Origin of the sequence: Pseudomonas sp. 9AZ (genome assembly GCF_902506525.1) — a bacterium.
GTDB lineage: Bacteria > Pseudomonadota > Gammaproteobacteria > Pseudomonadales > Pseudomonadaceae > Aquipseudomonas > Aquipseudomonas peli.
This window is the reverse complement of record NZ_LR733840.1, coordinates 3,897,127-3,923,324: the sequence shown is the minus strand read 5'-3', so window position 1 is coordinate 3,923,324 and position 26,198 is coordinate 3,897,127. Positions and strand designations below refer to the sequence as shown.

Sequence of the window (26,198 nt, the reverse complement as noted above, 5' to 3'; positions counted from 1 at the left end):
AGCCATCGATGCCGCAACCAATCCGCCTCAAAGACCACGAGAAAGACGGCCGCCTAATCCGCAAACGCGCGGTGGTTGGTGCTGTGGTGGTTTTGTTGCTGACCTCGGTACTCGTGGCGCGCATGTATTACCTGCAGGTGGTGCAGTTTGAGCACCACACCACCCTGGCGGAAAACAACCGCATCCACGTGCAGCCGATCCCGCCGAACCGTGGGCTGATCTACGACCGCAACGGGGTGATCATCGCCGATAACCGGCCCAGCTTCAGCCTGACCCTGACCCGCGAGCGCGCCGGTGACTGGCCGCAGGTGCTCGATGTGATTGTCGAGGTGCTGGAACTGGGCCCGGATGAGCGCGCGCTGTTTGAGCGACGTGTGCGTCAGGGGCGGCGACCGTTTGAGCCGGTGCCGGTGCTGTTCGAGCTGAGCGAGGAGCAGATTGCCCGTATCGCGATCAATCAGTTCCGTCTGCCTGGCGTTGAGGTCTCCGCGCAGCTGGTGCGGCATTACCCGCTAGGCGAGCATTTTGCCCATTCGGTGGGGTATGTCGGGCGGATCAACGAGAAAGAGCTGAAAGAACTCGATCCGGTGGCCTACAGCGGTACGCACCATATCGGCAAAACCGGTATCGAGCGTTTCTATGAAGACGAGCTGCACGGTGAAGTGGGTTACGAGGAAGTCGAAACCAACGCCCGTGGCCGCGTGCTGCGCGTGCTCAAACGTACTGACCCGCTTCCCGGCAAGGACATCGTGCTGAGCCTCGATATCCGCTTGCAGGAGGCCGCTGAAAAGGCCCTGGCTGGTCGCCGTGGTGCGATTGTGGCCATCCAGCCACAGACCGGTGAGGTGCTGGCGATGGTCAGTCAGCCAAGTTTCGATCCCAACCCCTTCGTTACCGGGATTGGCTTCAAGGCTTACGCCGACCTGCGCGATTCCATCGACCGTCCGCTTTACAACCGCGTATTGCGCGGCCTCTATCCGCCCGGCTCGACTATTAAGCCGATGGTCGCGGTGGCCGGTCTGGATGCTGGCGTAGTCACGCCGCAGACCCGGGTGTTCGACCCCGGCTTCTATCAGTTGCCCGGCCACAGCCACAAATATCGCAACTGGAACCGCACGGGCGACGGCTCGGTGGATATGGATTACGCGATCATGCGCTCCAATGACACCTACTTTTACTCACTTGCGCACAAGATGGGCATCGACCGCATGCATGACTACATGACCCGTTTCGGGCTGGGTCAGCGCGTGTCGCTGGACATGTTCGAAGAAACCGCCGGGCTGATGCCTTCGCGGGACTGGAAGCGCGCGCGTTACCGGCAGGCCTGGTACCCGGGCGAGACGCTGATTCTCGGTATCGGTCAGGGCTATATGCAGACCACGCCGCTGCAACTGGCACAGGCCACGGCACTGATGGCCACGCGCGGCAAGTGGATTCGCCCGCACCTGGCCAAGACTATCCAGGGGCGCATCCCCACAGACCCCAATCCACTACCGGATATCGTGCTCCGTGATCCGAAGTTCTGGGACGCCGGTATCAAGGGCATGGTGTCGGTCATGCACGGCCCGCGTGGCACCGCGCGCAAGGTCGGCGATGCCGCGCTGTACCGGATTGCCGGCAAGAGCGGTACCGCTCAGGTGGTGGCGATCAAGCAAGGGGAGAAATACGACCGCAGCAAGGTTGCCGAGCGTCACCGTGACCATGCGCTGTTTGTGGCATTTGCTCCGGCAGATAACCCGCAGATTGCCGTGTCGGTGATGGTGGAAAACGGCGAGTCTGGCTCCGGGGTGGCCGCACCGGTGGTCAAGCAGGTCATCGATGCGTGGTTGCTGGATGAAAACGGTCAGTTGAAAGCCGAATACGCTCCGCCAGTGGCGGCTGAGGTCGCTGCGCCATGAACAGTAATTTTGACCGCAACCTGTCCTCCGAAGACCTGCTGCGTCGCCGGGCGACCATCCTGCAGCGCCTGCATATCGACGGCATTCTGCTGTTGCTGCTGCTGATTCTCGCCACCGGCAGCTTGTTTATTCTGTATTCGGCCAGTGGTAAGAACGTTGATCTGCTGATGAAGCAGGCCAGTTCCTTCGGCATCGGCTTGGTCGGCATGTTTATCATTGCCCAGTTTGAGCCGCGTTTTATGGCGCGCTGGGTGCCGTTGGCCTATGTCGGTGGTGTGGGGCTGCTGGTGGTGGTAGACGTCATGGGGCACAACGCCATGGGGGCCACACGCTGGATCAACATTCCCGGGGTGATTCGCTTTCAGCCCTCGGAGTTTATGAAGATCATCATGCCGGCAACCATTGCCTGGTACCTGTCCAACCGCAGTCTGCCGCCGCGCCTCAAACATATCTGTATCAGCCTGGCGATGATCATCGTGCCCTTTGTGCTGATTCTGCTGCAGCCTGATCTGGGCACGTCTTTGCTGATCATCGCTTCGGGTGGCTTCGTGCTGTTTATCGCCGGCTTGCAGTGGCGCTGGGTGATTGGCGCTGTGGCCGCGGTGGTGCCGATTGCCATTGGCATGTGGTTCTTCGTCATGCACCAGTACCAGAAGCAGCGCGTGCTTACCTTCCTCAACCCGGAAAGCGATCCGCTGGGCAGTGGATGGAACATCATCCAGTCCAAGGCGGCGATTGGTTCGGGCGGTGTGCTCGGTAAGGGCTGGCTGCAAGGCACCCAGTCGCACTTGGACTTCCTGCCGGAGAGCCACACCGACTTCATCATCGCGGTACTGGCCGAGGAATTCGGCCTGGTCGGTGTGTGTTTGTTACTGCTGGTGTACATGCTGTTGATCGCGCGCGGTCTGGTGATTACCGTGCAAGCGCAGACGCTGTTCGGTAAGCTTCTCGCCGGCGCGCTCACCATGACTTTCTTCGTTTATGTCTTCGTCAATATCGGTATGGTCAGCGGCCTGCTTCCGGTGGTGGGGGTTCCGCTGCCCTTTATCAGCTATGGCGGCACCTCGCTGATCACCTTGTTGGCAGGGTTTGGGATTTTGATGTCGATCCACACTCATCGTAAGTGGATGACACAGGCTTGATTGGGATTATGAATTCAATGCAAAACGCGCGTGGTTGGATGGTTCGTACTGCACCTTGGCTGGCGTTGGCCGGGGTGTGCGCAGTGGCTCAGCCCGCGCTGGCTGGGGATTATCAGCAGTCACCGCAGGTGGCTGAGTTTGTCGGCGAAATGACCCGTGACTACGGCTTTGCCGGTGAGCAGCTGGTCGAGCTGTTCGCCCAGGTCGAGCGCAAACAGGCGATCCTTGATGCCATCTCGCGTCCGGCAGAAAAGGCCAAGCCGTGGAAGGATTATCGGCCGATCTTTATCACCGACAAACGTATCAGCAAGGGTGTTGAGTTCTGGAAGCAGCACGAAGAAACCCTGGCTCGTGCTGAGGCTGAGTATGGTGTGCCGGCGCAAGTGATTGTGGCCATTATCGGGGTGGAAACCTTCTATGGCGGTAACACCGGTAGCTGGCGGGTGATGGATGCTCTGTCGACCCTGGCCTTCGATTATCCGCCGCGTGCGCCGTTCTTCCGCAAGGAGCTGCGCGAGTTTCTTCTGCTGACCCGTGAAGAGCAGGTCGAGCCACTGAGCATGACCGGCTCTTACGCCGGCGCCATGGGGCTGCCGCAGTTTATGCCGAGCAGCTTCCGCGCCTACGCTGTGGATTTCGATGGCGATGGCCATATCAATATCTGGAACAACCCGGCGGATGCCATCGGCAGCGTCGCCAGCTACTTCAAACGTCACCATTGGCAGCCGGGACAGCCGGTGGTGAGTGCCGCGACTGTCAAAGGCGTGCGGGCCGAAGAGGGGCTGACGGTTGGGCTCGATCCGGTGAAAACTGTTGGTGAGCTGCGTGCGTTGGGCTGGACCAGCGCCGACCCGCTGGCTGACGATTTGCCGGTAACGGCCTTCCGTCTGGAAGGTGCTGATGGCGCTGAGCACTGGCTAGGCCTGCCGAACTTCTTTGTGATCACCCGCTACAATCGCAGTGTGATGTATGCCATGGCGGTCAATCAGCTGGCCGAGTTGCTGGTTGATGCACGGGGTAAGAATTGATGTCGCGTTTGCCTTTTAAATGGGCTGCATTCGGCAGCCTGGCGCTGCTGCTGGCCAGTTGCTCGTCCACCCGTGCGCCGCAGCCGGTTGCACCGGTGCAGCAGCCGGGTGGTGCGATTTCCGGGCCGGGTGATTTCAACCGTCCGCATAAGGATGGCGCACCCTGGTGGGATGTCGACGTATCGCGGATTCCTGATGCGATACCGATGCCGCACTACGGCCCTGTCAAGGCCAGTCCTTACACTGTATTCGGCAAACAGTACTACCCGATTCCCGATGCCCGTCGCTATCAGGCGGTCGGTCCGGCGTCCTGGTATGGCACCAAGTTTCACGGTCAGGCCACCGCTAACGGTGAAACCTACGACCTGTACGGCATGACCGCTGCACACAAAACCCTGCCGTTGCCGAGCTATGTGCGCGTCACCAACCTGGAAAACGGCAAGAGCGCGATTCTGCGGGTTAACGACCGCGGGCCGTTCTATTCAGATCGGATTATCGATTTGTCCTTCGCCGCAGCGAAGAAGCTCGGTTATGCCGAAAGTGGCACCGCGCGGGTCAAGGTTGAAGGTATTGACCCGCACGAGTGGTGGGCTCAGCAAGGCCGTCCGGTACCCATGGTCTTGGCCGCCCCACAGCAAGTGGCGCAGGCTCAGCCAATCGCGCAACCGATCGCGCAGCCGGTTGAGCAGTATTCACCGCCCCCGCAGCAGCATGCCGCCGCGGTGCTCCCCGTGCAGATTGACGCAAAAAAAAACGCTTCAGTCGGAGCCTCTGGCCTGTATCTCCAAGTGGCCGCTTTCGCCAATCCGGACGCTGCGGAGCTCCTCAAAGCCAAGCTGAGCGAGACGGTAGCTGCACCAGTGTTCGTCAGCTCAGTGGTGCGCAACCAGCAGATATTGCACCGCGTGCGTCTGGGGCCGGTGAGCAGCCAAAGCGAGGCTGAGCAGCTGCAGAGCAGCGTACGCCTGGCCAATCTTGGCGAGCCAACCCTGGTCAAGCCTGACTAATACGGCACTTCTGCAGCATCTGCGGGACTAAACACTCAACTCCGGCCATTCACGGGTGGTCGGAGAATTAGCAAATTAGGCCCACTAGGCCTGTTCAACCATCAGCAATCTAGAGAGACGGATGAATATCACCAGCTTTGCGCAACGCGTTTTCCTATCACTTTTCCTGCTCAGCGCTCCGGCCGTATGGGCCAATCAGCAAGTGATTCCTTCTGCGCCGCAGTTGGCTGCCAAATCCTATGTGCTGCTGGACGCCGCCAGCGGCAAGGTGCTGGTCGAAAACAACGGTGATCAGCGCCTGCCGCCGGCCAGCCTGACTAAATTGATGACCGCCTACATTGCCACGCTGGAAATCCGCAAGGGCAAGATCGGTGAGCAGGACCTGGTGCCTATCAGCGAGCATGCCTGGCGTACCGGTGGCGCTGCATCCGGTGGTTCAACCATGTTCCTGCCACTGAACAGCCAGGCGAAGGTTGATGACCTGCTGCACGGCGTCATCATTCAGTCCGGCAACGACGCCAGTATCGCCCTGGCCGAGTACATCGCCGGCAGCGAAGATGCCTTCGCCGACATGATGAACGAGACCGCTGCGCGCCTGGGGATGACCAACAGCCACTTTATGAACGCCACCGGTCTGCCGCATCCGGAGCATTACTCCAGCGCCCATGACATGGCTATTCTGGCTCGCGCCATCATTAACGAAGACCAGGAACACTATGCGATCTATGCGCAGAAGGAGTTCCTCTGGAACAACATCAAGCAGGGCAACCGTAACCTGCTGCTGTGGCGTGACAAGACCGTTGATGGGCTGAAAACCGGCCATACCGAAGAAGCCGGCTACTGCTTGGTGGCGTCGGCTGTACGTGATGGCGCGCGCATGATCACTTCGGTATTCGGCACTGTCAGCGAGTCGGCCCGTGCCGCAGAAACTCAGAAACTGCTGACCTATGGTTTCCGCTTCTTCGAAACCCGCACCTTCTACAAGCAAGGCCAGGAACTGGCTCAGGCCCAAGTGTGGAAAGGCGCTGTGCGTCAGGTCAAAGCCGGTCTTGGTGCTGATCTGAGCCTGACGCTGCCGAAAGGTCAGCTGGAAAAATTGCAGGCCGGCATGATCCTCAATCCGCAGCTCACCGCCCCGATTGCCCAGGGTGATGTGATCGGCAAGGTTGAAGTGAAACTGGGTGAAGAAGTGGTGCACAGTGCCGATCTGATTGCTCTTGAGGCCGTTGAGGAAGGCAGTTTCTTCCGTCGCCTGTGGGATAGCATCAGCCTGTTCTTCTTCGGATTGTTCAACTGATAGCGTGACCAGCGCGCCCTTGCCGACCCGCAGGGGCGTTGTTGTTGCCACGGCTTACGAGGCCGTTACTGCCATGAATCAACCAGACGTCAAATCGCACAAAATCGAATTCCCCTGCGCGGACTACCCGATCAAGGTGGTCGGTGACAGTGGCGAAAACTACAAGAGTACGGTGATAGAGATCCTTAGCCAGCATGCCAAGGTCGATCTCAGCACCCTGGCCGAACGCCAGAGCAGCAACGGCAAGTACACCACCGTACAGCTGCATATCGAAGCCACAAGCGAAGATCAGCTACGCGATATCAACAGTGCCCTGCGCGCGACCGGTATCGTGCACATGGTGCTGTGATGGACCTGCCGCTCGGCTTTCGTGAGCTGGGCCAGGTCGACTATCAGCCTACCTGGCATGCGATGCAGCGCTTTACCGACAGCCGTGGCGCAGATACGCCTGACGAAATCTGGCTGCTCGAACACTCCCCGGTATTTACCCAGGGCCAGGCCGGCAAGGCCGAGCATGTGTTGTTTCCGGGGGATATTCCGGTGGTGCAGGTCGATCGCGGTGGTCAGGTGACTTACCACGGTCCGGGCCAGCTGGTGGCTTACCTGCTGCTGGATGTGCGCCGCAGCGGCATTGGTGTGCGTGAACTGGTCAGCCGTATCGAGCGCAGCCTGATTGATCTGTTGGCCAGCTATGGCGTCAACGCCAATGCCAAGCTGGATGCGCCGGGTGTGTATGTTGATGGTGCAAAGATCGCTTCGCTCGGCCTACGGATTCGTAACGGTCGTTCCTTTCATGGTCTGGCGCTGAATGTGGATATGGACCTGCAGCCGTTCCAGCGCATCAATCCTTGCGGCTATGCCGGTATGGCCATGACCCAGTTGGCTGATCAGGTGGCGGGGCCTATCACTATGTCCGAGGTCAGTGCGCGGCTGCGTGAGCAACTGGTCAAACATCTCGACTATGCCCAGCAGCAGAGCCTGGCGGGCTCAATAGACTGCTAGAGCGGGCAGGGCAGATAGGCAGAGCAGATACGCAAACGCCTCACCCCAGGCAAAGCCCAAGGTCAGGCGTTGGGTCACTCAATCAGTTCAGATTGAGGGCAGGAATCAGGCTGTTATCGAGCTGTTGGCCCGGCACTGGCACCGGAGCGGCCAGCCCTAGGTTGTTCTTCTCGAACACCTTGTCGGCGCGGTAGCTGGAACGTACCAGCGGGCCGGCGGCGACTTCCATAAAGCCTTTCTGCAGACCGATTTCGCGGAAACGGTTGAACTCTTCCGGGCTGACCCAGCGCTGCACCTTCAGGTGATTGCGCGTTGGTTGCAGGTACTGGCCGAGGGTGAGGATGTCAACGTTGATGGCACGCAGATCATCCATGGTTTGGATAATCTCTTCATCCGTCTCGCCAAGGCCCAACATCAGGCTGGTCTTGGTCAGCACGTCCGGGCGGTGACGCTTGGCGTGTGCCAGTACATTCAGGGTCTTTTCATAGCCCGCGCGTGGATCGCGTACCACGTGAGTGAGGCGTTTGACCGTCTCAACGTTCTGCGCAAACACCTCAAGACCAGAATCCACCACACGCTCAATCGCCAGCAGGTCGCCGTCGAAGTCCGGGGTCAGGGCTTCTACCACCACCTGCGGGGTGTTTTCCTTGATCGCCCTTACGCAGGCCGCGTAGTGGCTGGCGCCGCCGTCATCCAGGTCGTCGCGATCCACCGAGGTCAGTACGATATAACGCAGGGCCATCAGCTCCACCGACTTGGCGGTGTTCTGCGGCTCTTCCAGATCCAGCCAGCCGTTGGGGTTACCGGTGTCGACGGCGCAGAAGCGGCAGGCTCGGGTGCACACCGAGCCCATCAGCATGATGGTGGCGGTACCGTTGGACCAGCATTCGCCCATATTCGGGCAGTGGGATTCCTGGCAAACGGTGCTCAGGCGGTGTTCGCTGACATTGCGCTTGACCGCCTCGAAGCGGCTGCCGCCAGGCGCCTTGACTCGCAGCCACTTGGGTTTGGGCTCGAACACCTGAGGCTCGCTGGAGGCGCGGCGCTTTTGCCCGTCCTTGATCGCGGTGATGCCTTGGGTGGTACGGAATTTTTCGCCACTGGCGACGGTTTTAGGCGGGGAGGTATCGGACATCGGCAATCTGGGCTCCGCTAGAGGCTCCGTGAACGAGGCGGCTTGTGGCCGCCGCGCAGCTTATCACAGAAGCTGACCGTTCAGTCCGGCGGGCGCCGTGTGGTGCTAGCGCTCTGCCAGGTGGTGCTGAGTGCCGCTCAGCCGTCTACCGGAGTTGCTGCAACAACTCATAGCTGGGGTAGCCATCGGCAGGTTGTCCCTGGGATTGCTGAAAAGCACGCACGGCCTTGCGTGTGTTCGCCCCGATGATGCCGTCCGCAGGGCCGGGCTCGTAGCCTTTACTGGTCAGCAACTCTTGCAGCTCGATCCGCTCGCTGCGCCCCAGTTGGCGATCGTTACGCGGCCATGCGGCTTGTACGCCCGGATTGCCATCCAATGCATCACTCAGCAGGCCAATGGCCAGGGCGTAGGCGGTGGAGTTGTTGTACTTGAGGATGCTGCGGAAGTTATTCAACAGCAGAAAAGCCGGGCCACGATGACCGGCAGGCAAAAACAGCGTGGCCTGGCTCTGCTCGTTGGCATCAATGGCTCGGGCCGGGTTGATCCCCAGGATGCGCCACTGCGCCACGGTGCGGCGTATTTCGGGATCTGCCAAGGCGTAATCGAAGCCCTGTGGCAGGTTTACCTCAAAGCCCCAGGGTTGACCATTTTCCCAGCCAGACGCCTGCAAATAATGTGCGGCCGAGGCCAGTGCGTCGGGGGCTGACGTCCACAGGTCGCGACGCCCATCACCATCGAAGTCCACGGCATGCTGATTGAAGGTGGTCGGCATAAATTGGGTCTGTCCCATGGCGCCCGCCCAAGAACCGATCAGGCCCTGCGTAGGTGCATCACCCGCTTGCAGAATCTGCAGCGCGGCCAGCAACTGGCTGCGCCAGAACACTTGGCGGCGGCCATCGTAGGCCAGGGTGGCGAGGGAGCGGATGACGTTATGGCTGCCGATATTGCTGCCGTAATTGCTTTCCATGCCCCAGATCGCAATCAGCACTTCATGGTCGACGGCGTAGGTGCTGCGAATGGCTTTCAGGGTCGGCCGGTGCTGCGCCTTGAGCAGGCGGCCCTGGGCGATGCGCGAGACGGAAACGGCACCGTCGATGTACTCCCACACCGGGCGTGTGAACTCCGGCTGGCTGTTGTCGGAGCTGACCACTCTGGGGTCCAGGGTGATGTCGGCGAATGTACGGTCGAATAAGGCTGCGTCGATACCGGCAGCAATGGCATCGCTGCGCAGCAACATGCGCCATTCATCGAAGCTGAGTAACGGGGTTGGACTGCTGGCCTCACTGGCGGCTGGGCTGGCAGGGGTAGTGCTGGCTGTGACGGGCGCAGCGGCAAGTGGCTGCGCCGGCGCTTCGGCGCAGGCAGTCAGAAGCAGCAGGAGGCAGGCGATGGCGCTATGGGACAGGCCCCGAAGAAGCAGGTAAGGCATGGTGATCTCGGCACATTTTGCAGGCCGTAACCTTAGCATGATTGAGGCGGTATGCGGGCTGTGGCGGGCTTTTCAGGCAGCCAGAACGTATGAAGCCTCCCAGTTTTGCTGGGAGGCTTCGCGGCGGTAGCTGCCTTTGCCTTTGCTGGGTGTTTCCTGGCGGGAGCGAAACAGTGGCTGGGCGATTAGGGATTTGGCCTTATTTGGGGCGCGTTTGGCTTTCTTCGCCATGACGTTTCCTCGGCAAATGACCTGCACGTCGCAGGTGGGCGAAGCATGATCCGCACCCCGCTAAAAGTCCAGGGTTTGGCCGCTAGCGAGATAGGCCCAGGCGTTGACCGCAGATGTTTAGCGTCAACAGGCTCAGGCCGCTCCAGGGATCGCCGGCCGCCTGGCCTTTGATCTGCGCATCGATCTGCTGGGCATCCTGCAGCAGCGCAGCCCAACGTGCGGCCGACAGGCGTTGCAGGGCTTTGCTGACCAGCGGGCGGCGCTTTTCCCAGACTGGCGGGCGCGCGGAGCTGAAGGCCTTCTCCAGCGGCATGCCCTGGCTGTACTGCTGGGCGATGGTGGCCAGTAGACGGATTTCCCGGGCCAGAGCCCAGAGAATCACCGGTGGCTCGACGCCTTCACCGCGCAGGCCTTCGAGCATGCGCAGGGCGTGGGCGGCCTCGCCATTGAGGGCCGCATCGATCAGGCCGAATACATCGAAGCGCGCGCTATCGGCAACCGAAGCGTGCACGGTGTCGACGTCGATCTGCGTACCTTCGGCGAGCAGCTTGAGCTTTTCGATTTCCTGGGCAGCGGCGAGCAGGTTGCCTTCGACTCGCACGGCAATCATGTCTACGGCTTCGGCGCTGGCGCTGAGGCCCGATTGCGCCAGGCGCTGGCGAATCCATTGCGGCAATTGGTTGGCATCGACCGGCCAGATCTGCACGAACTGCGCCTGCGCGCCGTCAATCAGCGCTTTGCCCCACTTGGTCTTCTGCGCGCTGCCATCGAGTTTCGGCAGGCTGATCAGCAGCACGGTGTCTTCGGCGGGGCGGGCGAGGTATTCGAGCAGCGCGGCGGCGCCCTTGTCGCCGGGCTTGCCGTTGGGCAGGCGCAACTCCAACAGGCGCTTGTCGGCAAACAGCGACAGGCTGGCACCGGCTTGCAGCAGGTTGCCCCAGTCGAAGTTGTTGTCGGCGTTGAACACCTGGCGCTCGCTGAAACCCTGCTGGCGGGTCGCGGCGCGAATGGCGTCGGTGGCTTCCTGGCAGAGCAGCGGCTCATCGCCACTTACCACATACACCGGGCTCAGGTTGCCCTGCAGGTGTTTGCCGAGTTGTGCAGAGTTAAGCTTCATGCGGGCGCAGAGCAGGGCCGCTTGCGCGGCCCGGCGAGCTTACTGGGCGGGAATCGGCAGCTGGATTGGCGACTGCTGCGGTTGCGCGGCCTGTTGCTGGCGAGCGGCTTCCAGCGCATCGGCTTCGGCTTGAGCCTTGGCTTCTGCGGTTTGCTGCAGTTGGTCCAGTTGCGCTGGGCTGATCTGCTGCAGGCGCTGGACCAGTTGCTGGACCAGCTCACGGTTCATTTCCTGTTGCAGCTGAGCGGCCTCTTGGTCGCCACCAATCAGGTTGTTGCCGTCCTGGGTATAGAAGCTTTGGGCTTCCAGCTTGTCGCTCATCAGCAGCAGGTCTTTGCTGCCACGGATCTCGTATTCCAGCGTTTTGCTCAGCTCGTACTCAGCAGTTCGGGCCGAACTGGTGAAGCTGGCGGCGCGGCGATTTTCCTGCTCGTTGCTCAATACCAAGCGGTACTGTGCGCCTGGATAGACCTTGACGCCGTTGTTCTGCAGCACGTCGCGCACTTGGTTGACGGTTTTGCCATAGGCGTTGCGCGCGCTGACATCCAGTTCCTTGAGGGCGAATTGCACGTCACCGGTGCCACGCAGCTGGAAGCCGCAAGCGCTGAGCAGGGTGGCCAGGCCAATTACCAACAGATTCCGTTTGATCATCTTTTATCCCCTTGGCGTGTCTTGCGGCGCGCCGTTGTGCGGTCGCGCCGAGCTTAATCAGTTGGCGGCTAGTCAGTTAGCAACAATGTTGACCAGTTTGCCTGGCACCACGATGACCTTACGAATGCTCAGGCCTTCGGTAAAGCGCAGTACGTTCTCGTTGCTGCGGGCGCTGGCCTCAACCTCTTCGCGGCTGGCGCTGGCTGGCACTTCAATCTGTCCGCGCAGCTTGCCGTTGACCTGGATCACCAACGTCAGGCTGTCCTGTACCAGGGCAGACTCATCCACCTGTGGCCAGGCGGCATCAATGATGGCCTCGTCGTGGCCCAGTTCCTGCCACAGCTGATGGCTGATATGCGGCGTGATTGGCGCCAGCAGCAGCGCCACCGCTTCCAGACCTTCCTGCAACAGGGCGCGGTCCTGAGCTGTGGTTTGTGCGGCTTTCTCCAGCACGTTCATCAGCGTCATCACCTGGGCGATGGCGGTGTTGAATTTGTGGTGCTGGCCAATATCGAAGCTCGACTGCTTGATTGCCAGATGAATCGCGCGGCGCACGGCCTTCTGCTCGTCATCCAGACTAGCCAGGTCGAGTGCGCCGGCGATGCCCTGATTGACGTGGTTTTGCGCCAGGCGCCAGACGCGGCGCAGGAAGCGGTTGGCGCCTTCAACACCAGCGTCAGACCATTCGCAGCTCATGTCCGGCGGCGAAGCGAACATCATGAACAGGCGACAGGTGTCGGCACCGAACTGATCGATCATCGATTGTGGGTCGACGCCGTTGTTCTTCGACTTGGACATCTTCTCGGTACCGCCAATTTCCACCGGCAGGCCGTCGCTTTTCAGTTTGGCGCTGATGACCTTGGCTTTGCTGTCACGCTCCAGCTCGACATCGGCTGGGTTGAACCAGTCCTTGCCGCCGTTTTCCAGGGTGCGGTAATAGGTCTCGGCGACCACCATACCCTGGGTCAGCAGGTTCTTGAACGGCTCGTTCGATGACACCAGGCCTTCGTCGCGCATCAGCTTGTGGAAGAAGCGCGCGTACAACAGGTGCAGGATCGCGTGTTCGATACCGCCGATGTACTGATCCACCGGCAGCCAGTGGTTGGCCGCTTCAGGGTCGACCATGCCGCCGGTGTAGTGCGGCGAGGCGTAACGCGCGTAATACCAGGACGACTCAACGAAGGTGTCCATGGTGTCGGTTTCACGCTTGGCCGGCTTGCCGCATTTCGGGCAGCTGCATTCATAGAATTCAGGCATGCGCGCCAGCGGGCTGCCTACACCGTCCGGCACTACGTCTTCGGGCAGTACGACGGGCAGCTGGTCTTCCGGCACAGGCACATCGCCACAGCTGTCGCAGTGGATGATTGGGATCGGGCAGCCCCAGTATCGCTGGCGGCTTATGCCCCAGTCGCGCAGGCGGAACTGGGTTTTGCGTGCGCCGTGGACGTTGGCTTCCAGGTCCGCGACGATGGCGTCGAAGGCAGCGCTGAAGTCCAAGCTGTCGTATTTGCCGGAGTTGATGCTGGTCAGGCCAGCTTTGTCGCCGTACCAGTCCTGCCATTGAGTGGCGTCGTATTCTTTGCCTTCGCCGGCGTAGACCTGCTTGATCGGCAGGTCGTACTTGTTGGCGAATTCGAAGTCGCGCTCATCATGTGCGGGCACGGCCATAACCGCGCCTTCGCCGTAGCCCCACAGTACGTAGTTGGCGACGAACACCGGCAGCTTGTCGCCGGAGAGCGGATGAATAACGAATTGGCCGGTGGCAACGCCCTTCTTCTCCATGGTGGCCATGTCGGCTTCGGCTACGGAGCCGGCTTTACATTCGGCGATAAACGCTGCGATAGCCGGATTGCTCTCGGCGGCGCGTTGCGCCAGAGGGTGCTCGGCGGCCACGGCGACGTAGGTCGCGCCCATCAAGGTGTCGGGGCGGGTGGTGTAGACCTTGAGCTGGCCGTCGATACCGACGCTGGCCTGGTCATAGTCGAATACCACATCAGCGCCGAAGCTCTTGCCGATCCAGTTACGCTGCATGGTCTTGACCTGTTCCGGCCAGCCATCCAGTTCGTCCAGGCTACTCAGCAGCTCTTCCGCGTAAGCGGTGATCTTGAAGTAGTACATCGGGATTTCGCGCTTTTCGATCACCGCGCCCGAGCGCCAGCCGCGGCCGTCGATGACCTGCTCGTTAGCCAGTACGGTCTGGTCCACCGGGTCCCAGTTGACGCTGCCGTTCTTGCGGTAGATCACGCCTTTTTCGAACAGGCGGGTGAACAGCCACTGTTCCCAGCGGTAGTAATCCGGCTTGCAGGTGGTGACTTCGCGTGTCCAGTCCACAGCCAAACCCAGCGACTTTAGCTGGCTCTTCATGTACTCGATGTTTTCGTAGGTCCACTTGGCCGGCGCGACCTTGTTTTTCATCGCAGCGTTTTCCGCCGGCATGCCGAACGCATCCCAGCCCATAGGCTGCAGCACGTTTTTACCCTGCATACGCTGGTAGCGGCTGATTACGTCACCGATGGTGTAGTTACGCACATGGCCCATGTGCAGCTTGCCGCTCGGGTAGGGGAACATCGACAGGCAGTAGAAGGTCTCCTTGCCCGGCTGTTCGCTCACTACAAAGGATTTCTGCGCGTCCCAATGGGACTGCGCGGCGGCTTCGATTTCACGGGGCGAGTACTGTTCTTGCATGGCTACCGGCGCTGGGAATAAGGGCTTGCGGGAAACGCGGTAGCATACATGAGCCCCGCTTATTCAGGGAAACCCTGATTGCGCTGCGCTCCAGCTATGGCGGCCTGGCCATGCTCGTCTGTTGCGCCTGACCGGCCGCGCCGTTTGTCGCGAGGTACTGCCGGTTAAAGCGCGAACGCTAAGCTTGCTATAGGGAGCAGCAGCCTGCTCTGGGCGAGGTGAAAGATGGCGGAGTTTCGGCGTGGTGCAGCGGGTGGCGGGCTCTATGAGCGGCTGCTGCAACGCCTTGCCATGGCATTGGATGAGGCGGATAGCCTGAGTGCGCTGTCTGCACAACCGCCGCTGGAGCTTGAACTGCGCGGGCTTACGGCGGCGGAAATGGAGCTGATTCGCGCTTATCTGAATCGCGACCTGGACTGGCTGCGCGGCTGGCATGCCGCAGCGCAGGAAATGGCGCAGATTGAGCAACTACCAAGCTCACGCAAGATTGGCCGGTCCGGCCACAAACCCACCGCCGCGCTGCCCGGCAAGATCAAGCCTCTGCTTAAACGCCGTCTACAGCTGTGCTGCGCCCTGTGCGGCACCCTGGCGGGCTGGCAGTCCGGCAATGGCGTACAGGCCTGCAAGGCCTGCGGCTCGCAGTTGTTTCGGGCGAGCAATCATCGGTAGGCTGCGCGCACCCATGGAGGTGCCCAATGCCGATTCGCTACATCCTCAAACAGTTCTTCCTTCCTCCAGGCCTGTTCCTGCTTTTGCTGCTGGCCGCCTGGTGGCTGCGTCGGCGTTTTCCGCGCTTGGCGGCGGGCTGCTTGGTTGTCGGGCTGGGCGGTATGTGGCTGTTTAGCCTGCCGGTGGTGGTCGAGTATTCGGCGCGGGTACTGGAAACCGAGCCGGCATTAAATGAGCGGCAATGGGCTGATTTAGCTCGGCAGGCCGATGTGATTGTGGTTCTGGGTGGCGGGCGTGAGCTGGCTGATCCCGGCTGGGGTTCGGATCAGCCCAGTCTGTTGGCATTGGAACGGGTGCGTTTCGCGGCTCGTCTGGCCAATGCCTCGGGTTTGCCGTTGCTGACCAGTGGCGGGTTGCACTTTGGCGCACCGCCTAGTGAAGCGGCCTTGATGGCTGACGTATTGGCCCGTGATTACGACGTGCCGGTGCGGTGGCAGGAAGGCGTGAGCCGCACGACCTGGGAGAATGCGACCCACAGCGCTGAACTGCTGAAGCAGGCGGGGATTACCCGCGTGGTGCTGGTGACTCAGGCCTGGCATATGCCCAGGTCACGCTGGAGTTTTGAGCAGGCGGGTTTGCAGGTGATCAGCGCGCCGATGGGCTTTCTCGGTACGCCCAATGGCCGGCCTGCTAGTGGCTGGTTGCCGGAAAGCAAGGCGGTTTGGCAGAACGGTTTGCTGCTAAATGAAGTAGTCGGACTGCTGGGTTATCGGTTGTTCTACCGGGGCTCGGCGCAGGAATAAGCCCCTGCTGGCCGGGGCTCACATCCTTTAGCTATTGATCTGTTCGGCATGGTGGCAAGCCACCTGCCGTGCATCCAGCAGGCGCAGTGCCGGCTGTTCAACCTGGCAGCGTTCGCTGGCATGCGGGCAGCGTTGATGGAAGGCGCAGCCGCTGGGGGGCGACAGCGGGTTGGGCAGCTCGCCGCTGATCTTGATCTTCGGTTTGCTCGGGTCAGGATGAATAGTCGGCGTCGCCGACAGCAGCGCCTGGGTGTAAGGGTGCAGCGGACGGTTGTAGATCAGCTCGCTGGGGCCCATTTCCACCGGGCGGCCGAGGTACATCACCAGCACATCGTCGGCCACGTGGCGCACCACCGAGAGGTTGTGCGAGATAAATACGTGGCCGGTGTTGAACTGCTCCTGCAGGTCCATAAACAGGTTGAGCACCTGAGCCTGGATGGATACGTCCAGCGCCGAGGTCGGCTCATCCGCTACCAGCACCTTGGGTTGCAGCATCATCGCCCGGGCCAGGGCGATGCGCTGGCGCTGGCCGCCGGAGAACATATGCGGGTAGCGCTGGTAATGCTCGGGGCGCAGGCCTACCTGCTGCATCATCGCCTGCACCCGCTCGCGCCGTTCCAGCCGCGACAGCTGAGTGTTGATCAATAGTGGTTCGCCGAGCTGGTCGCCGACCTTTTGCCTTGGATTGAGCGAGGCGTAGGGGTTCTGAAAGACCATCTGCACGTCACGGCGCAGCTGTTTGCGCTGCGCCTTGTTGGCCCCTGTCACTTCCTGCCCGGCGATCTGCAGTGAGCCGGAGCTGGGTTCCTCGATCAGGGTCAGGGCGCGGGCCAGGGTGGATTTGCCGCAGCCGGACTCGCCGACCACCGCCAGGGTCTTGCCCGCCTGTAATTCAAAGGACACGCCATTCAGCGCCTGCACCTGGGCATTGGGCTGAAATAGGCCGCGGGAGATTTCGTAGTGACGGGTGAGGTCGCGAGCAGTCAGGACGGCGCTCATCAGGCCACCTCCGCAGTCAGGTTGAGCGGGTAGAAGCAGCGCGCCGCGCCACGTTCATGGGCATCCAGAGTCGGCCGTTGTTCACGGCAATGGGCCTGGGCGTACGGGCAGCGCGGCGATAGCAGGCAGCCCACCGGCCGGTCGTAGCGGCCCGGGACGATGCCGGGCAGGGTGGTCAGGCGGCGCTGGCCCTGGCTGTGTTCGGGAATCGCCTTGAGCAGCGCCTCGGTGTAGGGGTGGCTGGGCGCGGTGAACAGCTGCGGCACGCTGCCGATCTCCACTGCTTGCCCGGCATACATCACGCAGACCCGTTGCGCGGTTTCGGCGACCACGGCCAGGTCATGGGTGATCAGCACCAGGCCCATGTTCTGTTCGCGTTGCAGGCCGACCAGCAGGTCCATGATCTGCGCCTGAATGGTCACATCCAGCGCCGTGGTCGGTTCGTCGGCGATCAGCAGTTTTGGCTCGGCGGCAATTGCCATGGCAATCGCCACCCGCTGGCTCATGCCGCCGGACAGCTGGTGCGGGTAGGCATTCAGGCGGCTGGCGGCTGCGGGGATTTCCACCCGGTCGAGCAGTTGCAGCGCGCGTTGGCGGGCGGTCTGGCCTTTGAGATTCATGTGCTGGCGCAGCACTTCCTCAATCTGGAAACCCACGGTAAAGCTGGGGTTGAGTGCGGTCATCGGGTCCTGAAAGACCATCGACAGGTCTTTGCCGACGATATGCCGACGCTGGCGGCCCTTGAGGCGCAGCATGTCGGTGCCGTCGAACTGCAGGCTGTCGGCGGTGACGACGCCGGGGGCGTCGATCAGGCCCATCAGCGCCATCATGGTCACCGATTTGCCTGAGCCGGATTCGCCAACAATCGCCAGCACTTCGCCCTTTTCTACACACAGGTCCAGGCCGTCGACCACCGGGATGGCCGTAGCGTCGCCGAAGCGCACGCTGAGGTTTTTGATATCCAACAGGCTCATGCAGGGTTCCTCACTGCGCATTCTTGAGTTTCGGGTCGAGTGCATCGCGCAGCCCGTCGCCCATCAGATTGATCGCCAGCACGCTGAGCAGAATGGTCAGGCCCGGCAGGCTGACCACCCACCAGGCGCGCTCGATATAGTCGCGCGCTGAGGCCAGCATGGTGCCCCACTCAGGCGTCGGCGGTTGTACGCCGAGGCCGAGAAAACCCAGGGCAGCGGCATCGAGAATCGCCGAGGAAAAACTCAGGGTGGCCTGTACGATCAGCGGTGCCATGCAGTTGGGCAGCACGGTGATAAACATCAGTCGCGGCAGGCTGGCACCGGCCAGGCGTGCGGCGGTGACGTAATCGCGGTTCAGCTCGCCCATCACCGCTGCGCGGGTCAGGCGCACATAGGACGGCAACGAGACGATGGCGATGGCGAAGATGGTGTTGATCAGGCCTGGGCCGAGGATGGCGACGATGGCTACCGCCAGCAGCAGCGAGGGCAGGGCCAGCATGATGTCCATCAGGCGCATGATCGACGGGCCGAGCAGGCGCGGAAAGAAGCCTGCGACCAGGCCCAGGAGGATGCCGGGAATCAACGACATCAGCACCGAGGCCAGACCGATCAGCAGCGACAGCCGCGCGCCATGAATCAACCGCGACAGCAGGTCGCGGCCCACTTCATCGGTGCCGAGCAGAAATTGCAGCTGGCCACCTTCCAGCCAGGCCGGCGGGGTGAGTAGAAATTCGCGGTATTGCTCGCTGGGGTCATGCGGGGCGATCCACGGCGCAAACAGCGCGCAGATCACCAGCAGGATCATAAACGCCAGCCCGGCGACTGCGCCCTTGTTGTGGGCAAAGGCCTGCCAGAATTCCTTGAGCGGCGAAGGGTAGAGCAGCGATTGATCGAGTGTGGTGCTTAGGGTTTCAGTTGTCATAGTGGGCTCCGTAGAACCTGTGCATGGCCTCGCGAGCTAGCGCGAGACAAGGAAAAAGCGGCTGAGGAAGCGGAGTGTGCTGCTGCACATGAGCATTCCGAAGCTGGTTTTGACGCCGTATCGCCGACGCGCAGCAGGCCATGGGTAGGTTCTTAGCGCTGATGGCGAATGCGTGGGTTAGCCAATCCGTAGAGGATGTCCACCACGAAGTTGACCAGGATCACCAGGCAGGCGATCAGCAAAATGCCGTTCTGCACCACCGGGTAGTCACGCGCGCCGATCGACTCGATCAGCCATTTGCCGATGCCCGGCCAGGAGAAGATGGTTTCGGTCAGTACCGCGCCCGCCAGCAGCGCGCCGACCTGCAGGCCGAATACCGTGAGCACCGGAATCAGTGCATTGCGCAGGCCATGCACAAACACCACGCGGGCCGGCGACAGGCCCTTGGCGCGGGCGGTGCGTACATAGTCCTCGCGCAGCACTTCGAGCATTGCCGAGCGAGTCATGCGGGCTATCACCGCGAGTGGAATGGTGCCCAGCACGATGGCCGGCAGGATCAGATGGCGCAGGGCATCGACAAAGGCGCCCTCTTCGCTGCTGAGCAAGGTGTCGATCAGCATAAAACCGGTGACCGGCGGGATGTCGTAGAGCAGGTCGATGCGCCCGGACACTGGCGTCCAGCCCAGCCATACCGAGAAGAACATGATCAGCAGCAGGCCCCACCAGAAAATCGGCATCGAGTAGCCGGCCAGCGAGATGCCCATTACCCCATGGTCGAACAGCGAGCCGCGCTTGAGGGCGGCAATCACACCTGCGATCAGCCCAAGGGCGCCGGCGAACAGCAGGGCGGCCAGCGCCAGTTCGACGGTGGCGGGAAACAAGGTGAGAAATTCGCTCCACACGCTTTCCCGGGTACGCAGCGATTGCCCCAGGTCGCCTTGGGCCAGCTGGCCGATATAGTCGAAATACTGGGCATAGAGCGGCTTGTTCAGGCCCAGGCGCTCCATGGCCTCGGCATGCATCACCGGGTCGACGCGGCGTTCGCCCATCATCACTTCCACCGGGTCGCCGGGGATCATACGGATCAGCGCGAAGGTCAACAGGGTGACGCCGAAAAAAGTGGGGATCAGCAATAGCAGGCGTCGGGCAATAAAGGACAGCATGCGGGTCAGTGCTCCAAAAAAGGTGAGCGTGCATCGGGCTGCATGGCCAGACGCTGTTGTAGTGCGGCGAGTGGCTCGGCAGCCAGGTGCCGGTCGAGCGCGCATGTGGCAGGCGGGGTGCAGCAGGCAGCAGAGTGCCTGGTAGTTAGGTCGGGCCAGCTCGGTCCAGTCATCAGCGTAATCCTCGGGTTATACGGAACCAGCAAACGGCAGCCGGGTAGGCCGCCGTTGTCCGGCTGGCGAATGGCGGGGTAAGCCGCTCGCCAGCTTGGTCGAGAACCGCTGTTACTTGACGCCGACGCCGTAGAACGAGTTCAGCGCGAACGGGCTGATCTTGAAGTCCACGACCTTCTTGCTCATCGGCTGGTAGACCGTGGAGTGGGCGATCGGGGTGATCGGCACTTCACGCTTGAGAATCACCTGAGCCTGCTTGTACAGCTCGGTGCGTTCTGCAGTATCGGTCACGCGCTTGGCCGCTTTCACCAGCTTGTCGTAGTCGGCATGGCACCACTTGGAGAAGTTGTTGCCGTCCACTGCGTCGCAGCCGTACAGGGTGCCCAGCCAGTTGTCCGGGTCACCGTTGTCGCCGCTCCAGCCGATCAGCATGGCGTCGTGTTCGCCGGCCTTGGCACGCTTGAGGTATTCACCCCATTCGTAGCTGACGATCTTGGCCTTGATGCCCACCTTGGCCCAGTCGCTTTGCAGCATTTCAGCCATCAGTTTGGCGTTGGGGTTGTAAGGGCGCTGCACGGGCATTGCCCACAGGGTGATCTCGGTGCCTTCCTTGACGCCGGCGGCCTTGAGCAGCTCCTTGGCTTTTTCCGGGTCGTAGGCGGGGTCCTTGATGCTGTCGTCATACGACCATTGGGTTGGCGGCATGCCGTTGACCGCCAGCTGGCCGGCGCTTTGGTACACCGCGTCGATGATGCCCTGCTTGTTCACCGCCATGTCCAGCGCCTGGCGCACTTCGAGTTTGTCGAACGGCGGGTGGGTCACGTTGTAGGCGATATAGCCGACGTTGAAGCCGGCCTGCTCGGGCATGTCCAGGTTCGGGTCTTTTTTCAGCGCGTCCAGATCCGCCGGGCGCGGGAACAGGGTGACCTGGCATTCGCCGGCCTTGAGCTTCTGCATACGCACCGAAGCGTCGGTGTTGATGGCGAAAATCAGGTTGTCGATCTTCACCTCATCCGGCTGCCAGTATTCCTTGTTGCCCTTGAAGCGGATCACCGCATCCTTCTGGTAGCGGCTGAACACGAATGGGCCAGTGCCAATGGGCTTCTGATTGATGTCGGCAGCCTTGCCGGCCTTGAGCAGGCTGTCGGCGTATTCGGCGGACTGGATCGAGGCAAAACTCATCGCCAGGTTCTGGATAAAGGCGGCGTCGACTTCGTTGAGGCTGAACTTGACGGTCATGTCGTCGAGTTTTTCGATCTTGGCGATGTTCGCGTCCATGCCCATGTCGGTGAAGTAGGGGAACTCCGACGGGTAGGCTTTGCGGAACGGGTGGTCCTTGTCGAGCATGCGCTGGAAGGTGAACAGCACGTCGTCTGCGTTGAAGTCGCGGCTCGGCTTGAAGTATTCGGTGGTGTGGAATTTCACGTTTGGACGCAGGTGAAAGGTGTAGCTCAGACCGTCTTCGCTGATATCCCACTTCTCGGCCAGGCCGGGGATGACTGCAGTGCCGCCACGCTCGAACTGGCTCAGGCGGTTGAACACGGTTTCCGCTGCAGCATCGAAATCGGTGCCGGTGGTGTACAGGCCAGGGTCGAACCCGGCGGGGCTGCCTTCGGAGCAGAACACCAGGTTGCCGGCGGCGCTGGCAAGTGGCGTGCTGGCGATCAGCCCAGCGGCGAGTAAAGCCTGGATGACGGCGTTCTTACGCATAGTGACCTCATGGTTATTGTGGTTGTGATCCTGAGGGGCCTCTTGTGGAGACCTTGGGAGAAACTATGCAGGGCGTATGCCGTAGGCAAGTGACATGTCGCAGAGAGAACAGGAATGACGATGCAACAGTATGTTGGTGTCGCATATCTATAAAAGTGCGAGAAAAACATGGCAAAGCGCCGCTATCGTCGGATAACGGCGCTGCTTCTGTTTGTAGCAGTTTTTATGGCATCTGCACTTCGATCACACCGTCGGCGTTGATGTTGACCTGGCTGGTGCCGGCTTCGATCTCCGGCGTCACCGCCGCATCCATCATCGCCGCGCCTTTCATGGCCTCCATGCGCATCGGCATGGGTGGCTGGAAGCCACCGGTATTCAGGCTCAAGCTGACCAGCTTGTAACCGCTGCCGCCGAGGGCTTCGGTGGCCAGTTGCGCGCGGGCCTTGAAGGCTGCCACGGCGTCCTTGAGCAGCGCATCTTCGTGGGTTTTACGGGTGTCCGAGGCGATGCTGAAGTTCATCCCGCCCATCTTCAGGGTTTGCAGCATTTCCCCGGTGAGCTTGGACAGCGCGCTGAAATCGGCGCTCTCCAGGCGCAGCTCGGCGCGCTCGCGCCAGGCGGTGATTTTCTGGCCCTTGTCATCGTAAACCGGGTAGCTGTTACGGCTGCCGGAGGTAACGCTGACGCCTTTGACCTTGCGCGCCTGGGCGATGCTGGCATTCAGGGTTTTGCTGATCTGCGCGGCGAGGGCGGCTGGGTCGCTGTCCTGGGCTTCGCTGTAGAGGGTGACGTGCATCAGGTCGTGGGCGATTTCCTTATTGACCTCGGCGCGCAGAGCGACCTGGTTGTAGCGCGCTTCTTCGGCCATGGCTGTGGCGCTCATCAGTGTGGTGGCGCTCAGCAGCAGGGCGGTGGCGAGGCGGGACAATGGCAGCATGACGATTCCTTTGTGTGATGGGCGCATGGGGTATGCGCGGCTTTCCAGAGGGTAGACGTAGCTATCAGACTGAACGGGTTAAATCCGGTTCCACATTTTTACGGCCAGTTATTCCTTGCGCTTCTACTGGTTGCGAATAAGCGTGGCTGCGTGCTCTTTTGCTCTACAGGGTGCGTGCTGCGGCGTGTTGCCGCAGTGAGGCGTAGAGAGGCTTGGTTATACTCCTGCGGCTCGCTAAATGAGCATCTTGGAGATTCTATGCTCGCACCTGTGCAGCTACTGTCGGCGAGCCGGCAAAACCTCTGGCGCCTGACCCTGATCCGCATTCTGGTGCTGGCCGCGCAAGCCGGTTCTGTGGGGCTGGCGTACAAGTCGGGGGCGCTGCCGCTGCCCTGGCTGGAGCTCAGCGTCACCCTCGGCATCTCCCTGGTGCTGTGTCTGCTGACCGCGTTGCGTTTGCGCGGCCCCTGGCCGGTGACTGAGCAGGAGTACGCGGTGCAACTGGGCTGCGACCTGATCATCCACAGCCTGTTGCTGTATTACTCGGGTGGTTCGACCAACCCGTTTGTTTCCTATTACTTGGTGCCGCTGACGATTGCCGCAGCGACCTTGCCCTGGCTCTACACCATTACTCTCTCGGGGCTGGCGCTGGGCGGTTACACCTTTCTGCTGGTCTGGTCGCACCCGCTGGACCTGCCGTCCGGCCCGCGTGAAAGCCTGCTGATCTATGGCATGTGGTTGAGCTTTGCCCTTGCCGCGGGGCTGATCACCTTCTTCGTGGCGAAGATGGCCGAAGAGCTGCGCCGTCAGGAAGAGCTGCGCGCCGAGCGCCGGGAAGAAGGCTTGCGTGACCAGCAACTGCTCGCCGTGGCAACCCAGGCGGCGGGTGCGGCGCACGAATTGGGCACGCCGCTGGCGACCATGAGCGTGCTGATCAAGGAACTGCGCCGCGAGCATCAGGAACCGACCCTGCAGGAAGACCTGGCCGTGCTGCAGGAGCAGGTCAAACTGTGCAAAGAAACCCTTCAGCACCTGGTGCGTGCCGCCGAAGCGGATCGCCGTCAGGCAGTGATCGAGCTGTCGTCAGTCGAATGGCTGGAAACCACGCTCAATCGCTGGCACCTGATGCGCCCTGAAGCCAGTTATCGCTATCAATGCCTGGGCCGTGGTACCCCTCCAAAAATGATGCCGCCGGCCGATCTGACCCAGGCGTTGCTCAACCTGCTGAACAACGCCGCCGACGCCTGTCCGGACAAGCTGGATATTCGCCTGGATTGGGATCACCAGTGGCTGCGCTTGAGCATTCGTGACTTTGGTGCCGGTGTGCCGCTGGCGATTGCCGAGCAGCTGGGGCGGCCATTTTTCACCACCAAGGGCAAGGGGTTTGGTCTGGGCCTGTTCCTCAGTCAGGCCAGCGTCACCCGTGCCGGCGGCACGGTTAAACTGTATAACCATGAAGAAGGCGGCACGCTCACTGAGCTGAAACTGCCGCGCGCCTATGGCCGAGCCTGAGGAAGCATTGAGTATGAGTGACGAAATTCTGTTCGAAGGCGACGAGCAACCGCACCTGTTGCTGGTTGACGATGACCCGACTTTTACCCGCGTCATGGCGCGGGCCATGAGCCGACGTGGCTTGCGTGTGTCCACTGCGAGCTCTGCTGAGGAGGGCCTTGCCCTGGCCGAGCAGGACCTGCCGGACTACGCCGTGGTTGACCTGAAGATGGAAGGTGATTCCGGTCTGGTGCTGCTGCCCAAGCTGCTGGAGCTGGACGCCGAAATGCGCGTGGTGATCCTCACTGGCTATTCGAGCATTGCCACAGCGGTGGAGGCGATCAAGCGTGGCGCCTGCAACTACCTGTGCAAACCGGCCGATGCCGACGATGTGCTGGCCGCGCTGCTGACCCAGCATGCCGACCTGGATAGCCTGGTGCCGGAAAATCCGATGTCAGTGGATCGCCTGCAGTGGGAGCACATCCAGCGCGTGCTCAGCGAGCATGAAGGCAATATCTCCGCCACGGCCCGCGCCTTGGGCATGCATCGACGGACCTTGCAGCGTAAGCTGCAGAAACGCCCGGTACGCCGCTAAGGGTTATTTCAATGGCCTGCCATCCGTGGCGGCCACCCTGCGGGCTGTCGCTGTGCGACGTTAAAAAACGCACCCAGCGTTTTTTCCCGCATGAAAGGCTGCTGAAAGCTTTCTGTCAGGCAGCCTTGCTATCATTAGCCCCCTATCTAAGTGGTCAGGGGCTGTCATGCTCGCCGTCGTTCAGCAAACCATCAGTGTCACTGCTCCGGTGTTCTCCATGCTGTTTCTCGGCGTGGCACTCAAACGTCTGGGGCTGATTGATGCGGCCTTTATCAACACCGCGTCGGCGCTGGTGTTTCGCGGCACGCTGCCCACCCTGCTGTTTCTCGGCATCGTCCAGGCGGATCTGCGCACCGCCTTGCAGCCGGCCTTGCTGGTGTATTTTGTGCTGGCGACCCTGGGCTGCTTTCTGCTCGCCTGGGGCTGGGCGATCCTGCGTTGCCCGGAGGCTGATCGTGGCATCTACACCCAGGGTGCGTTTCGCGGCAACAACGGCATTATCGGTCTGGCGCTGGCCACCAGCATGTACGGTGATTACGGCCTGTCGGTCGGTGCGGTGCTCGGCGGAGTAGTCATCCTCAGCTACAACACCCTGTCGGCGATTGTGCTGGCGATCTACAGCCCAGAGGCCAAGACCGATGTCTGGAGTCTGACCAAGAATATCCTCAGCAATCCGCTTATCATCGGCGTGCTGGCAGCCATTCCCTTTGCCGCCTGGCAAATTTCGCTACCGGCCTGGTTGCTGACTTCCGGGGAATATTTTGCGCAGATGAGCCTGCCGCTGGCGCTGATCTGCATTGGTGGCACCCTGACCCTGGAATCACTGCGCGAGAGCAGTGGCATGGCGATCAGTTCAAGCTTGATGAAGGTGCTCTGGCTGCCACTGGTTGCAACCCTGGGCGCCTGGCTGTGGGGTTTTCGTGATGCCGATCTGGCGATTCTCTTTCTGTACTTTGCCAGCCCAACCGCCGCAGCTAGTTTCGTTATGGCCAAGGCAGTGGGCGGCAATCATCAGCTGGCGGCGGCGATCATCGTGCTGACAACCCTGGCCACGGTGGTGACCACCAACCTCGGGCTGTTTGTGCTGCAGTGGGGCGGCTGGATTTAGCCATCCCGCAGGCATAAAAAAGCCGGGCAAT

24 protein-coding genes are annotated in these 26,198 nt (G+C 61.3%); 12 read left to right on the top strand and 12 right to left on the bottom strand.

The window, feature by feature from the left end; genetic code table 11:
* The first annotated feature begins 8 nt into the window (after window positions 1–8).
* The 7 genes from mrdA (at window position 9) to lipB (ending at window position 7,374) form a co-directional block, all read left to right on the top strand.
* Window positions 9–1,898: a penicillin-binding protein 2 gene (gene mrdA / locus ALTER154_RS18240; RefSeq protein WP_160089192.1), complete on the top strand. Its 1,890-nt coding sequence runs from the start codon at window positions 9–11 to the stop codon at window positions 1,896–1,898.
* A gap of 38 nt (window positions 1,899–1,936) precedes the next feature.
* Window positions 1,937–3,040 (top strand): rod shape-determining protein RodA, encoded by a 1,104-nt coding sequence (rodA, locus tag ALTER154_RS18235; RefSeq protein ID WP_170049225.1) that lies wholly within the window; start codon window positions 1,937–1,939, stop codon window positions 3,038–3,040.
* Window positions 3,041–3,057: 17 nt separating this feature from the next.
* Complete coding sequence (gene mltB, locus ALTER154_RS18230; RefSeq protein WP_160090213.1) at window positions 3,058–4,068, top strand: lytic murein transglycosylase B; 1,011 nt, start codon at window positions 3,058–3,060, stop codon at window positions 4,066–4,068.
* Window positions 4,068–5,075, top strand: a complete 1,008-nt coding sequence (locus ALTER154_RS18225) for a septal ring lytic transglycosylase RlpA family protein (protein ID WP_160089188.1) — start codon at window positions 4,068–4,070, stop codon at window positions 5,073–5,075. Before mltB ends, ALTER154_RS18225 begins: the two co-directional genes overlap by 1 nt.
* Window positions 5,076–5,196: 121 nt before the next feature.
* The gene (locus ALTER154_RS18220; protein ID WP_090255588.1) at window positions 5,197–6,372 is read left to right on the top strand and encodes a D-alanyl-D-alanine carboxypeptidase family protein; all 1,176 of its coding nucleotides are present in this window, start codon (window positions 5,197–5,199) and stop codon (window positions 6,370–6,372) included.
* A 73-nt stretch (window positions 6,373–6,445) separates the two neighbouring features.
* Window positions 6,446–6,721: a DUF493 domain-containing protein gene (locus ALTER154_RS18215; protein ID WP_160089186.1), complete on the top strand. Its 276-nt coding sequence runs from the start codon at window positions 6,446–6,448 to the stop codon at window positions 6,719–6,721.
* Window positions 6,721–7,374 carry a lipoyl(octanoyl) transferase LipB gene (gene lipB / locus ALTER154_RS18210; protein ID WP_160089184.1) on the top strand — a complete coding sequence of 218 codons (654 nt, stop codon included), beginning with the start codon at window positions 6,721–6,723 and terminating at the stop codon, window positions 7,372–7,374. Before ALTER154_RS18215 ends, lipB begins: the two co-directional genes overlap by 1 nt.
* An 82-nt stretch (window positions 7,375–7,456) precedes the next feature.
* Here lipB and lipA read toward each other — a convergent pair whose 3' ends face one another.
* The 6 genes from lipA to leuS all read right to left on the bottom strand — a co-directional run bounded on the left by lipA (window position 7,457) and on the right by leuS (window position 14,622).
* Complete coding sequence (gene lipA / locus ALTER154_RS18205) at window positions 7,457–8,509, bottom strand: lipoyl synthase (RefSeq protein ID WP_090255584.1); 1,053 nt, start codon at window positions 8,507–8,509, stop codon at window positions 7,457–7,459.
* Window positions 8,510–8,654: 145 nt separating this feature from the next.
* Window positions 8,655–9,938 carry a lytic murein transglycosylase gene (locus tag ALTER154_RS18200; protein WP_160089182.1) on the bottom strand — a complete coding sequence of 428 codons (1,284 nt, stop codon included), beginning with the start codon at window positions 9,936–9,938 and terminating at the stop codon, window positions 8,655–8,657.
* Window positions 9,939–10,010: 72 nt separating this feature from the next.
* Window positions 10,011–10,169, bottom strand: a complete 159-nt coding sequence (gene arfA, locus ALTER154_RS18195; RefSeq protein ID WP_160089180.1) for an alternative ribosome rescue factor ArfA — start codon at window positions 10,167–10,169, stop codon at window positions 10,011–10,013.
* 82 nt (window positions 10,170–10,251) lie between these two features.
* Entirely contained in the window at window positions 10,252–11,286 is a 1,035-nt protein-coding gene (holA, locus tag ALTER154_RS18190; RefSeq protein WP_160089178.1) for a DNA polymerase III subunit delta, read from the bottom strand.
* A 39-nt stretch (window positions 11,287–11,325) separates the two neighbouring features.
* Complete coding sequence (gene lptE / locus ALTER154_RS18185; protein WP_160089176.1) at window positions 11,326–11,937, bottom strand: LPS assembly lipoprotein LptE; 612 nt, start codon at window positions 11,935–11,937, stop codon at window positions 11,326–11,328.
* A gap of 72 nt (window positions 11,938–12,009) precedes the next feature.
* Window positions 12,010–14,622, bottom strand: coding sequence for a leucine--tRNA ligase (leuS, locus tag ALTER154_RS18180; RefSeq protein ID WP_160089174.1), 2,613 nt, complete (start codon window positions 14,620–14,622; stop codon window positions 12,010–12,012).
* 225 nt (window positions 14,623–14,847) lie between these two features.
* Between leuS and ALTER154_RS18175 the strand changes: the two genes are divergently transcribed.
* Window positions 14,848–15,291: a hypothetical protein gene (locus ALTER154_RS18175; protein ID WP_160089172.1), complete on the top strand. Its 444-nt coding sequence runs from the start codon at window positions 14,848–14,850 to the stop codon at window positions 15,289–15,291.
* A gap of 26 nt (window positions 15,292–15,317) precedes the next feature.
* Window positions 15,318–16,094 carry a YdcF family protein gene (locus ALTER154_RS18170; RefSeq protein WP_160089170.1) on the top strand — a complete coding sequence of 259 codons (777 nt, stop codon included), beginning with the start codon at window positions 15,318–15,320 and terminating at the stop codon, window positions 16,092–16,094.
* A 27-nt stretch (window positions 16,095–16,121) separates the two neighbouring features.
* On the opposite strand, the gene ALTER154_RS18165 is transcribed toward ALTER154_RS18170, so the two are convergent.
* The 6 genes from ALTER154_RS18165 to ALTER154_RS18140 all read right to left on the bottom strand — a co-directional run bounded on the left by ALTER154_RS18165 (window position 16,122) and on the right by ALTER154_RS18140 (window position 22,973).
* Window positions 16,122–17,093, bottom strand: coding sequence for a peptide ABC transporter ATP-binding protein (locus tag ALTER154_RS18165; RefSeq protein WP_160089168.1), 972 nt, complete (start codon window positions 17,091–17,093; stop codon window positions 16,122–16,124).
* Entirely contained in the window at window positions 17,093–18,067 is a 975-nt protein-coding gene (locus ALTER154_RS18160; protein ID WP_160089166.1) for an ABC transporter ATP-binding protein, read from the bottom strand. Before ALTER154_RS18160 ends, ALTER154_RS18165 begins: the two co-directional genes overlap by 1 nt.
* Before the next feature lie 10 nt (window positions 18,068–18,077).
* Window positions 18,078–18,989, bottom strand: a complete 912-nt coding sequence (locus ALTER154_RS18155) for an ABC transporter permease subunit (RefSeq protein ID WP_160089164.1) — start codon at window positions 18,987–18,989, stop codon at window positions 18,078–18,080.
* A 152-nt stretch (window positions 18,990–19,141) separates the two neighbouring features.
* On the bottom strand, window positions 19,142–20,152 hold the full coding sequence (locus tag ALTER154_RS18150; protein WP_160089162.1) for an ABC transporter permease subunit: 1,011 nt from the start codon (window positions 20,150–20,152) through the stop codon (window positions 19,142–19,144).
* A gap of 285 nt (window positions 20,153–20,437) precedes the next feature.
* Window positions 20,438–22,036 (bottom strand): ABC transporter substrate-binding protein, encoded by a 1,599-nt coding sequence (locus ALTER154_RS18145; RefSeq protein ID WP_160089160.1) that lies wholly within the window; start codon window positions 22,034–22,036, stop codon window positions 20,438–20,440.
* A gap of 223 nt (window positions 22,037–22,259) precedes the next feature.
* Entirely contained in the window at window positions 22,260–22,973 is a 714-nt protein-coding gene (locus tag ALTER154_RS18140) for an SIMPL domain-containing protein (protein ID WP_160089158.1), read from the bottom strand.
* A 258-nt stretch (window positions 22,974–23,231) separates the two neighbouring features.
* Here ALTER154_RS18140 and ALTER154_RS18135 point away from each other — a divergent pair, with 258 nt between their 5' ends.
* The 3 genes from ALTER154_RS18135 to ALTER154_RS18125 all read left to right on the top strand — a co-directional run bounded on the left by ALTER154_RS18135 (window position 23,232) and on the right by ALTER154_RS18125 (window position 26,167).
* Window positions 23,232–24,485, top strand: a complete 1,254-nt coding sequence (locus ALTER154_RS18135) for an ATP-binding protein (protein ID WP_160089156.1) — start codon at window positions 23,232–23,234, stop codon at window positions 24,483–24,485.
* A 13-nt stretch (window positions 24,486–24,498) separates the two neighbouring features.
* Window positions 24,499–25,059 carry a response regulator transcription factor gene (locus ALTER154_RS18130; RefSeq protein WP_160089154.1) on the top strand — a complete coding sequence of 187 codons (561 nt, stop codon included), beginning with the start codon at window positions 24,499–24,501 and terminating at the stop codon, window positions 25,057–25,059.
* A 166-nt stretch (window positions 25,060–25,225) separates the two neighbouring features.
* A complete protein-coding gene (locus tag ALTER154_RS18125; RefSeq protein WP_160089152.1) occupies window positions 25,226–26,167 on the top strand; it encodes an AEC family transporter in 942 nt (313 codons plus the stop codon).
* The last annotated feature ends 31 nt before the right edge of the window (window positions 26,168–26,198 follow it).